General features: G+C 63.7%; 6 protein-coding genes. 4 read left to right on the top strand and 2 right to left on the bottom strand.

Translation table 11 applies throughout. From position 1 onward, the window contains the following. Positions 1-2 precede the first annotated feature (2 nt). Positions 3-2564 (top strand): AMP-binding protein, encoded by a 2562-nt coding sequence (locus AC5RV3_RS06415; RefSeq protein ID WP_494121401.1) that lies wholly within the window; start codon positions 3-5, stop codon positions 2562-2564. A gap of 375 nt (positions 2565-2939) precedes the next feature. Here AC5RV3_RS06415 and AC5RV3_RS06410 read toward each other — a convergent pair whose 3' ends face one another. Then, positions 2940-3683, bottom strand: a complete 744-nt coding sequence (locus AC5RV3_RS06410) for a FadR/GntR family transcriptional regulator (RefSeq protein WP_494121400.1) — start codon at positions 3681-3683, stop codon at positions 2940-2942. A gap of 95 nt (positions 3684-3778) precedes the next feature. Here AC5RV3_RS06410 and AC5RV3_RS06405 point away from each other — a divergent pair, with 95 nt between their 5' ends. The 3 genes from AC5RV3_RS06405 to AC5RV3_RS06395 are packed head-to-tail and all read left to right on the top strand — an operon-like array spanning position 3779 to position 6911. Then, complete coding sequence (locus AC5RV3_RS06405) at positions 3779-4657, top strand: carbon-nitrogen hydrolase family protein (RefSeq protein WP_494121399.1); 879 nt, start codon at positions 3779-3781, stop codon at positions 4655-4657. 9 nt (positions 4658-4666) lie between these two features. After that, positions 4667-6022, top strand: a complete 1356-nt coding sequence (locus AC5RV3_RS06400; protein ID WP_494121398.1) for an APC family permease — start codon at positions 4667-4669, stop codon at positions 6020-6022. A 37-nt stretch (positions 6023-6059) separates the two neighbouring features. Further along, positions 6060-6911 (top strand): carbon-nitrogen hydrolase family protein, encoded by an 852-nt coding sequence (locus tag AC5RV3_RS06395; RefSeq protein ID WP_494121397.1) that lies wholly within the window; start codon positions 6060-6062, stop codon positions 6909-6911. Between the two features lie 655 nt (positions 6912-7566). On the opposite strand, the gene AC5RV3_RS06390 is transcribed toward AC5RV3_RS06395, so the two are convergent. After that, positions 7567-10866 carry an RHS repeat-associated core domain-containing protein gene (locus AC5RV3_RS06390; RefSeq protein ID WP_494121396.1) on the bottom strand — a complete coding sequence of 1100 codons (3300 nt, stop codon included), beginning with the start codon at positions 10864-10866 and terminating at the stop codon, positions 7567-7569. Between the last annotated feature and the right edge of the window lie 448 nt (positions 10867-11314).

The following is an 11314-nucleotide window of genomic DNA, read 5'->3' as shown; positions in this document are numbered from 1 at the left end:
CGTTGTCCGTTTCACTACCGTCCCGGCCCCTGGAAAGGGCGACACCGGGTGTTGGCTTCGCCGCGGAGCTCGCCCGCTTCGCCGACAGCCCTGCCGTCCTCACCGATGACGGGAAGATCAGCTACCGCCAGTTGGCGGAACGGGTGGAAGCCGTCGTCGACAGGCTTGGCCCCGTTCGCCGGCTGGCTGTGCTGACCGCAAGCAACAACCTCGATTCCCTGGTGGCCTACCTGGCGGCGCTGTCCGCGGGCCACCCGCTGATTCTGGTGCCGGCAGACAAACCCTCGGCCATGCGGTCCATCATCGACGCCTTCGATCCGGACGTGGTCATGGGAGACGCCGCCGGAAACGGGGAACCAACAATACGGGAAGTGCGCCCGGCCACCAGACACGAACTTCACCCGGACCTGGCCCTGATGCTGAGCACGTCCGGTTCCACTGGTTCCCCGAAACTCGTGCGGCTTTCGCAACGAAACCTGCAGGCGAATGCCGGTGCGATTGCCGAATACCTGCGGCTTCGGCCTCAGGACCGGGCTGTCACCACCCTCCCGATGTCGTACTGCTACGGGTTGTCGGTGATCAACAGCCACCTGCTCACGGGCGCCTCGCTGGTGCTGACCAACCTTTCCGTGGTCGATCCCTGCTTTTGGGACCTGTTCCGCAGCACGGAGGCCACCGCCTTCGCCGCGGTGCCATACACCTTCGATCTCCTGGAACGCGTGGGATTCGCCGATATGGACCTGCCGCACCTTCGCTACGTGACGCAGGCCGGCGGACGGCTGGCGCCCGAGCTTGTCCGGCGCTACGCCGTGCTCGGCCGGGACCGGGGCTGGGAACTGTTCGTCATGTACGGCCAGACCGAAGCCACGGCACGGATGGCTTACCTGCCGCCTGGCCTGACTGCTCAGAACCCGTCCCGCATCGGTGTTCCCGTGCCCGGTGGCAGTTTCCGGATTGACCCGATCGATGGTCTCGACGACGGCGAACTCGTCTACACCGGTCCCAACGTCATGCTGGGCTACGCCGAAAAGCCAGGAGACCTGGCCACCGGCCGCACGGTCACTGAACTGCGCACCGGAGACCTCGCCCGCAGGCATCCGGACGGACTGTATGAGGTGGTGGGGCGGCGCAGCCGGTTTATCAAGATCGCGGGCCTGCGCATCGATCTGGGGCGGGTGGAGCAAATCCTCGGGGACCTGGGCGTACGGGCCGTCGCCGCCGGCAAGGATGAACACCTCGTGGTCGCCGTCGAGGGTGAGCACGACCCCGGACTGCTTAAGAAGTCCCTGGCGGTGGACATGGGTATTCCCCGTGGATCGCTGGCCGTGCATGCGGTGGAGCACCTGCCGCGGCTCGGCAGCGGAAAACCCGATTATCAAGCCGTGCTGGCCCTCGCCGATCCCGCCCCGGCGCCGCAGGGACAAACCCGAACACGGGCCGAAGGGCCGCGCGACGTGCGGGCCATCTTTGCGGAGCTGCTGGAGGTCCCCGCCGTCCAGGACACCGACACGTTCGCCTCGTTGGGCGGCGACTCACTGTCCTACGTCGCTGCCTCGGTCCGGCTTGAAAATGCGCTTGGCTTACTGCCGGATGACTGGCATCTCCGCCCCGTCAGCGAGCTTGAACGGACGGCGCCTCCGGTCAGGCGGCGAAGAAAGCTGTTCGCGCCGATGGAGTCGAGCATCGTGCTGCGGGCGGTAGCGATCATCTTCATCATCAGCACACATATCGGACTGTTCCACTGGGAGGGAACCGCCCACGTGCTGCTGGCGGCCGCCGGATACAATTTCGCGCGTTTCCAAGTGCAGGGCCAGCCAGCCAAACGGCTGCGCCGCCAACTTGCCAGCCTCGCCCGGATTCTCGTGCCCAGCGTCGCCTTCATCGCGCTGGCCTATGTCTTGACCGACGATTACAGCATCGCCAACATCTTCCTGCTGAATGCCCTCATCGGACCGCAGGAGGTGACGACCGAATGGCACTTCTGGTTCGTGGAGGTCCTGACCTACCTCCTGATCTGCATGACGGCGCTGCTGGCCATTCCCGCCGTTTCCCGCCTGCAGGGGCGGTTCCCCTTTGGGTTCCCGCTCGGACTGACCGCGGCCGGCATGGCAGGCCGATTTGAAATCGTTGATCTCGACGTGCCGAACACCGGCCCGGCCCTGTGGTTGTTCGCCCTTGGGTGGACCATCGCGCAGGCGCGGACAATTCCACAGCGCTGCCTGGCCACTGCCCTGGTGCTGCTCAGCGTTCCGGGCTTCTTTAACGATCCGTCCCGGGAAGCGACACTGCTGGCCGGAATACTGGTGCTCATCTGGCTGCGCACCCTGCCCGTACCCCGCGGCCTGCAGCGGCTGACCGTCCTGCTGGCCAGCGCGTCGCTGTACATCTATCTCACCCATTGGTTGGTCTTCCCGCCCCTGGTCTCCATCCATCCCGCGGTGGCCGTCGTCGCCTCACTGGCCTCCGGCGTCGCCTACTGGGCGCTGGTCACCCGCCTGCTGAGCCTTTACCGTCACCGGGCAGAGCTGCGCAGGCGCCGGGCCGGGCAGGTTCGGGCCAACTGACACCGGTCGGGCTGCAACGCGTGGCCTCGCTTATTGTTTGCAGGCGGCGGTAGTTTGATCGATACTGGCTGCCGTTAGGACCCGGCGTGGAAGAAGCCGAACAAGAACGCCCCTGAGGACGCCTGCCAAGGGCGGCCCGACGGCCACCCCCTGAACGTCGGCACCTGGGTGGAAGCCCAATCCTGGAGACGTCCATCGACGACGCGTACCGCAGGACTAAATGTGCTGTGCCCTTCCCTCTCACGGAGGCCCTGCTGTTCTGGTGCCGGCTGGTGTTCCCGTTCCTGAGAACTCGACGGACATCGCCACCTGCGCACTCTGTATGACCGCGAAGGTGCATTCCGAGGGGGCGTATTAGGTAGAGGTGGATGTGGCTTAGCCATTGGCCAATCCCATGAACATGGTTTGGTGCAGGTTGTCCACGTGCCTGCGGGAGACCTCTACGGCTTTCTGTACGTCGCCGGCGCGGAGGGCCGCCACGAGCGCGATGTGGTCGCCATTCGATTTATGCAGCCGCTCGATCGGGTAGGGGATGAAGTACTCATAGAGCTGCGCGAGCGTCTCGTGGTAAGCCTCGACAGCGCTGCCCAGCCCCGACGCGGTGCCGACCAGTTGATGGAACCGCTCGTCCGCTTGGTGATAGTAGGACCAGTCCGTGGATTCGGCCATCTCAAGAGTCAGCCGGTCCAGCTCCTCCAATTGTTCAGCCGTGGCGTTGACCGCCGCGTAATGCGTCACAGCGCATTCGAAGAGCAGTCTGCTGTCCACCAACCGATTTACAGCCTGAGACTCGGCCGGTGATGCCGACAGCTCGGCCAGCACACTCCGCGGCGGCTCGTCCGCCACAAACGTCCCGCCGGCCCGCCCGCGACGGCGGACCACCACGCCCTGCTCCGCCAGACTCGCTAACGCTCGGCGAGCAGTGATCGGGCTGACCGACAGGCCCAGGGCCACGTCCTCCTGGTCGGGCAGACGCTCCCCGGGCTTCAGCAGCCCCAGCGAAATCGCCATGCCGATCCGCAGCCGGACGGCGTCGATCGCGCTTCGGCGGTTCGTCCCGGGAATCCTTCCTGAACCGATGGGCGAGGGTCCGACGGTGTCTTCCAGCTGACGGATCATAACCGCTACTCTACGGCTCATCTTCACCCCCCTTCCCATAATTGGATCATTCTGATCTAATATAGTCCGGATCACATCCCCAACGTGGAGATAACATGCAACGCATTCTTCCCCTCATCGCTGCCCAGGCCCCGCCCCGGCTCATCGGTGAACCCGTCTCGGCTTTCGCGGACGAGGTCAAAGCCGCCCTCGCGGTCAAGCCGCACAGCACGCTGGTGGTCTTCCCTGAACTGCACTTGTTCGGGGATTCCGACCCGGACCAGCAGCGCACCGAAATGCTCCAGGAGTCCGCAGAACCGCTGGACGGTCCCCGGGTCAACGAGCTCCGGCAGCTCGCCGGCGACCTGGGCATCTGGCTGGTCCCGGGCAGCATCTGTGAGCGCGGTCCAGAAGGGCAGTTGTTCAACACCCAGCTGGTCCTGTCCCCAGAGGGCGAGCTAGCCGGATGGTACCGAAAGGTTTTCCCTTGGCGCCCGTTTGAGCCCTACGACCCCGGCGACCGGTTCACCACCGTGGATCTGCCAGGCGTCGGCAGGGTGGGCCTGAACATCTGCTACGACGCGTGGTTCCCAGAGGTGTCCCGCCAGCTCGCCTGGATGGGCGCCGAGGTCATCCTCAACGTCGTGAAAACCACGAAACCGGACCGGCGGCAGGAACTCGTGCTGGCCAAGGCCAACGCCATCGTGAACCAGGTCTTCGTGGTCAGCGTCAACTGTGCCGGACCCACAGGCAAAGGCCAGAGCATCATTGTCGACCCGGAGGGCAACACCCTCGCCGAGGCCGACGACGACACCCCGGTGCTGCTGACAGCGGAACTGGACCTCGCCGCCGTCGAGCATGTCAGAACCCACGGCACCGAAAACCTCAACCGCCCCTGGTCCCAGTTCCGCGACGGCGAAGACGCCGTCGAACTTCCCGTTTACCAGGGCAGGATCAGCCCAGCCACCTGGGCTCCTCAATCCTTTAGCGCCTAAGGAACACCTGTGACGACAACACCAACCCTCACCCGGACGCTGAAGCTGCCCTCCCTGGTCTTGTTCGGGCTGGCGTACCTGACCCCTTTGATTGTCCTGGGAATCTTCGGCATCATCGCCGAGACCACCGGCGGGGCATCGCCGTCCGCCTATCTGGTAGCAATGGTCGCCATGCTGTTCACGGCCCACAGCTACGGTCGGATGGCCATCGCATACCCCGTGGCCGGTTCCGCCTACACCTACGTCCGCCGGTCAATTGATCCTAGGGTCGGATTCCTCGTCGGCTGGGCCATCCTGTTGGACTACCTCTTCCTGCCGATGGTGATCTGGCTCATCGGCGGCTCGTACCTGAGCGCGCAGTTCCCCGGGATCCCCATTGGGGTCTGGATCGTTGGCTTCATCCTCATCACCACGCTGCTGAACATCCTCGGCATCAAGGTGGCGGACAAGGCCAACTACGTGCTCATGGCGTTCCAGCTGCTGGTCATCGTGTTCTTTGTGGCCCTGTCCATCGGCAATGTGGTGTCCACCGCGGGCGTCGGCGGCCTGGCCAGCACTCAGCCGTTCTTCAACGACACCTCCAGCTTCGCCACTATCTCCGCCGGCGCCGCCATCGCCGCGTACTCGTTCCTCGGGTTCGACGCCGTCACCACCCTCACGGAGGAGACCGTCGAACCGCGCAAGAACATGCCCCGCGCAATCATGCTCATCGCCCTGATCGGTGGCGGTATCTTCGTCGCCGTGTCCTACGTGACCCAGCTGGTCCACCCCGGCGGCGTGTTCGAGGACTCGGCCTCCGCGGCCAGCTCCATCGCGCTGCAGATCGGCGGGCAGCTGTTCGGCGCGGTCTTCCTCGCCGGCCTGGTGGTGGCGCAGTTCGCCTCCGGCCTCGCCGCGCAGGCCAGCGCCTCGCGCCTCCTGTATGCCATGGGCCGGGACTCCGTCCTGCCCAAGGCTGTCTTCGGCCAACTCAGTGCTAAATTTCACACTCCGGTGGTAAACCTGATCTTCACGGGCATCGTGGGACTGATCGCGATTTTCCTGGACGTGGCCACGTCCACGTCATTCATCAACTTCGGCGCCTTCACCGCCTTCAGCCTGGTCAACGCCTCGGTGGTGTTCCACTACGTGCGCCAGCGCCGTGCCGGGCGCCGGCTGAACCCCGCGTCCTACGTCGTGGTCCCGGTGATTGGAGCCGTGATTTGCGCCTACCTGCTCTCACAGCTGGACAGCAACGCGATTACGTTGGGAGTGTGCTGGCTGGTACTTGGCGCGGTTGTCCTGGCCCTGATCACCAGAGGTTTCAAGGCGGCACCGCCGGAAATGACCGCCACGGAAAAGGCCTCGGTTGAGGCGGCCGCCTGATCAGGGGCCGCCGCCTGACCCAATGGAAGGAATCATCGTGAGGATAGCGCTCGGGCAGTTGGCGTCGGGCACCGATATCCAGGGCAACCTCGACGCGATCGACCGGTTTGCCGCCGAGGCAGCCCGCGACGGCGCCACCCTGGTCGCCTTCCCGGAATACGCTACATACGAGAAAAAGGTTGTGGACGCGACGTTCCCCGCAGTGGCGGAGCCGCTAGACGGTCCTGTCTGCCAGAAACTTGCCAGCACCGCCCGGCGCCACCGCATCGCGCTGGTGGCGGGGGTAGTGGAAACCTCGGACGAACCGGGCAAGGCCTACAACACCCTGGTGGCGTTCGGGCAAGACGGAGACCTGCTGGCCTCCTACCGGAAGATCCACCTCTTCGACGCCCAGGGCTTCGGCGAGTCGACGTTCATTAAGCCAGGCCCGTCCACTCGCCCGGTGGTGTTCGAATCCGAGGGAGCGCGCTTCGGCCTGATGACCTGCTACGACCTCCGGTTCCCGGAACTGGCCAGATCGCTTGCTGACGCCGGCGCCCAAGTCCTGCTGGTCTGCTCGTCCTGGGTGCCAGGCAAGCACAAGACCGGACAGTGGCTGGCCCTGAACGCCGCCCGAGCCATCGAAAACAGCGTATATGTGGCTGGGGTGTGCCAAGCGCCGCCGGTCTCGGTAGGCCGCAGCATTCTGCTGGATCCGATGGGGGCCACCGAAGCCGACCTCGGCCTCGAACCCGGTGTTGAGACCGTGAATATCTCGCTTGAGACGGTAGCCAGGGTGCGGGAGTCCTTCCCCATGTCCCGGCAGCGCCGGCTGTTGGGCGAAGGCGAGAATGACGAAGGCGCCTGCTGCAGCGAGGCGTTCTTCAGCGCTTCAAAACCGAGGGGCTAATCTTACTAAGCGTAACGACCACGCCCGCCTCGGTGACCGGTCCTGCAATCACTTTGAAATCCTGGATCTCCTGCTTGCTGTAGGTTCCCTTGATAGATCGTGACCACTCGCGAGTTCACGGGGGACGTGGCGACGATCCATACGGGCGAGGTCAGGGCCTGTGGATCAGGCGCAAACGGGTTGCGCTCTGCCGGCCTCCCTGCCCCGATCAGGCCAGCTGGCAAAAAGCCCCGTGACGGCGGCAGCGAACGTCTCCCTGCGCACCTCGCCGCGTCTGCGGCGAGGTGCGCAGTTCGCGCTGAGCGACAGCGCGTGTCGCCGTCCGTGGTGATCTTGCCGTCGGGGGCGTCAGCTGCGCTCACGCAGTGAGTGCGAGGGTTAGCCTTCTGCTGTTGGCCGGCTTTCAGTCTCCCCTGTTGCGCGTGCCTTTACGGCGCCATAAATATGTCCCTAGGCCGTATGCAGCTGCAGCTCCAGTGAAGGGTAGAACGGAGAAGAAACCATCGGCGAACGATTCGAAGCGCCCTAGGATTGGGCCGAAAAGAAGAGCTGAAGCAGCCGTGGCTGTGCTGGTTATGGCTAGAACGCCAAGGGCGTAAAGCAGCAAGGTCCGCCATGCCCCGTTATGTTCCGCGCTTGTCATCTCCTGCTTTCCTTACTTTCTGTGTCTAGGCTTACGCAGTAGGACATCGAACTGAGCCGCAAAGAATCGAGCAGCTGAATGATGTCCCCCGCGTTTAAGCGCCCAGCCCACGGCCTTACCGATAGCTTTCAGCCCGGCAAGACTTACAGATCCGATAAGTGCCCCCCACGCGGCAGCCTCTCCGGCCTTCTTCCAAGAGAAGCGACGATCACCGCTCCACTGGTAGAGGTATTTGCCGAATTCTGTGATAGCTCCTACTACGCCTCCACACAGGATGCCTCCAAGCCCAAAAGTCCGGCAACCGATAAAAGCAATTCCGTTTCCAATGTTCACAGCGATCTCACACGCTTTGCCACAGACACGGTACTGGCCCGAAATGTCTTGCATGTTAATCGGGTCTTGCGGGTATGTAAGAGGAGTAGTGTTGCCTCCTCGCACTGGGTCATTGCTCGTGAAATGACCCGTTGAACTGTTGTACAACCGGATTCCCATGAGGATGAGACCGCTGGTGTCGAGGGCGCGCTGGTCGGCGCCGTGCCAGCCGTACTTGATGGTTCCGGTGTCGACGGAAACGGTTTGCAGATTTCCGTACTCGTCGTATTGAGTCCAGGAGTTAATGCCGGTCGCATTCCCCGTTACCGGGAGGGTAGCGGTAGCTACTGTGTCGCCGTGGGGATTGTTGATCGCCAGCCTGGCCTCGCTGTCTGTGATGGTGACGGCAAGGTCATCGCCTAGGGTGGTTTCATAGCGAGTCGTCGTCGTAGTGGTTCCGCTGGTTTGGCTAATCCATCCGGGATTATCGCTGCTGTCGGTGTAATGCTGGGTGAGCGTACCGCTGGCGTTGTCCAAGGTCAGTCGGCGGCCTTCCGGATCCATTCCAATGCTTGTTGTGGTTCCGATACGGGTGATGGTGTGAGCGCGATCATCATCGTAGTAGCCGATGGCGATGGCGCCACTGCCTGCAGCGGTGCTATCGGTTCCGGGGGCGTCGGCGGCGGGGATGGTGGTCTGGCGTCCTAGCCCGTCGTAGCCGTAGCCTTCGGCTGCTCCGATGCGGCCGGCGTCGTCGTAGATCCAGGTCCTGGTGGACTTAGCGCCTCCCTCAATGCTGGTGACAAGCGAGGTGCGGTTGCCGTTCTGGTCGAAGGTGTACGTGCGGGTGGTGGTGGGAGTGAGGTCTCCTTCCGCGGGGTCGGTGTTGATAGCTTCCCCGGCCGCCGCCGTACGGTCCACGACATTGGTCAGTCGTGAGGCTTGGTCGTAGGTGTATTCGCGCTCGTAATCCGCGGCGGGGTCACCGCCTGGTGCGAGGCCACCGAGCAGGATCCCGTCCGGGGTGGATTCGGCGACGACTTGGCCTGCGGTGTTGCGGGCCTGGGTCCAAGAGATCCAGGTGCTGGTGGTCGTGGTGCCGTCCGGCTGTGTGACCGGCCCGGAGTAAGTGAGAGTGGTCGGCCGGCCGGCGGAATCATAGTCCCTGGTCTGGATGAGGCCGGCGGGCATGGTTTGGGTGGTGATGTTCCCGTCGGTGTTGTAGCCAGCGGTGTATGTTGCGGTAGTGCCGGCTGCGCCATGGTTGGAGATGGTCATCTTGGTCGGCAGATACCGGTATTCGGTGGTGCCGTGGCCGCCCCAGGCCCCGTACCAGTAGGTGCTGACCGAGTGCGGGGTGGTGACCTTCCCGACCTTGCCGATGGTGTTGTAGGTCGTCTCGGTGGCTTCGCCCAGCGAGTTGGTGTATTTCGTCGTCCGTCCCCAAAGGTCCAGGGTCCAGACGGTGTCAGCCTGGGCTTTGCCGTGCGAAGCGAGGACGCGGTTGCCGGTGTGCCGGCCGAGGCTGTCGTAGAGCTTCTCGGTGGGCTGCACGGGGGCGGAGCCAGCGATATTGCCGGTGACGGTGGTGGTCAGTTCCTGCCCGTCGGCCCGGTAGGTCTGCACAGTGGCGCGCAGCACGTTACTGGTGCCGGACGCTGTTTCTTCGGTGCGGGTGACTTGGCCGTAGAGGTTGAACGCCGTCTGGTGTTCGGTCACCGCGCCGGCGCCCTGAGGGACGGTCTTGCACAGGTATCCGGCGTATTCGGGCTTGTTCCCGCAGGCGGGGTCCGCGCCGGCTTCGGCGGTGTAGTAGATGGTCGCGGTGGTTCCGGCGTCCGAGCCGTTCGAGTCGGGCTGGAGGGCACCGACGGTGCGGCCTTTGTCGTCCAGCCAGGTCCGGGTGGTGATCATGGTGCCGTTACCGACGTCTGTGCTGACGCTGGTGGGGGTGCCGTGAACCCATCCGGAGTTCGGGTCGTTCTTGTTCTCCGAGTTGGGCGCGTTGTAGCCGTTGACAGTCTTGCGGATAACGGGCTCAGGCGTCTCAAGTTTGACCGTAGCAGTGGGCTGCTTGCCGCCGGAGGTTTCGGTGGTCGTGACAGTCAGCGGAAGCATGCGGGGCATGCCGGCCGCGTCGACGTCAGACGGTGAGGTGTAGGTGGTCGTCGTGTGCACACGGGTGTCGGTGCCGGCGTTGTTTGGGGCGACAGGTCCCCATACATCGGTGGGGAAGAACCGGATATGGGCTGCGTGTTCCTGGCCTTCGAGGTCCTCTTCAGCCGGATAAGCAGTAATGGTTGCGAAGTCTTCGTGCCCCGCGAGCGTACCTTCGGCGGTCAGGGCGCCGGGTGCCTGCGCGGCGCTGCTGATCTGCCCGATGGCGGAGGCGGTGTACTGTCGGATGGAAAGGTTGTCCTCGTTGTAAACGGTCGCGCCGTATTGCCAGCCGCCGGCTCCGTGGAAGGCTGTGTTGACGGTGCGGTTGACCGCGTCCCAGTAGGTGATTTCGGCCCGCTTCCAATTCCCCGAGGTCAGACCCAGGGTTTCAGCGCGGGAGGTGGGAATGTCCGTGCCCATGCCGAACACGGCGGCACCGAGAGCAGGTGCGTCCTGCTCCCACACACCGGTGGTGGCGGCCTCGAGTCTGGGCAGGGCAGAACCGTCGCCCTTGGCCGGCACGCCGTAGACGATGCGGGCGAACAGGACCTTTCCGGCGCCGGTACTGGCATCGCTCTTGTGAATGGTTTCGAGCCAGTCGGTGCGCCCGCTGATGTTGGGCCCCATGCCGTAGCCGTAGTGCACCGGGGCGGAGATCATGGCCCCGACGGCGTTCTTCTCCTCGACGCGGATGATCGTGGGTACGCCGGCGAGGGTCTCCGCACCAACAAACAGAAAAGCCGCCCACAGCGCGGACGGCTCAAGCGAGTGAATTGTTTCATCAAAACATGAGATCCACTTCACAGGCAACTCACAGGTAAGAGTCAGGGAGTAAATCATGGGAGATCCTCGACGAATTGGCACTTCCAAGACGATTATTATTGGCGGCAGGAGAGGTCTTCGTCGCTGCATAGTTCGCATCAGCCGCCCGCACGCCGAGAGACCGAAGAGTACCCAGCCGACGAGAATCAAGATCCCTCCGGTAAGAAAGACCGGTGCGTGGTGTGTTTGGGCGATAATTCCTCCCTGACGTTAGCTGGGGTTGTGCTCCTTGTAGAAACCGCAGGTAGTGCTGAAATATTCTTTGAGGGTCCTATCATTGCCGAGCTTGGCCGGCCCGGTATTTTCGTTGTGCCAAACCTGATAGGCGTCTTCGACCTGCTTTGCTAGAACGGAAGACTTTCCCAATCGACAGTCATCCGCTCGAAAGCTTCATCAGCTGCCACCTGATCGCCTGAGGATTCCACATTCAGGAATACGTCTAGCCATGAGCACAACCAATAGAAGG

This window comes from Arthrobacter sp. Y3221114, assembly GCF_059092625.1.
The sequence above is the reverse complement of the archived record's forward strand: the minus strand, read 5'-3'. Positions and strand labels throughout refer to the sequence as shown.

Coding starts and splice junctions, on each gene's coding strand:
- AC5RV3_RS06410 (WP_494121400.1), bottom strand. CDS start 3,683: ATGATCCGTCAGCTGGAAGACACCGTCGGACCCTCGCCCATCGGTTCA.
- AC5RV3_RS06405 (WP_494121399.1), top strand. CDS start 3,779: ATGCAACGCATTCTTCCCCTCATCGCTGCCCAGGCCCCGCCCCGGCTC.
- AC5RV3_RS06390 (WP_494121396.1), bottom strand. CDS start 10,866: ATGATTTACTCCCTGACTCTTACCTGTGAGTTGCCTGTGAAGTGGATC.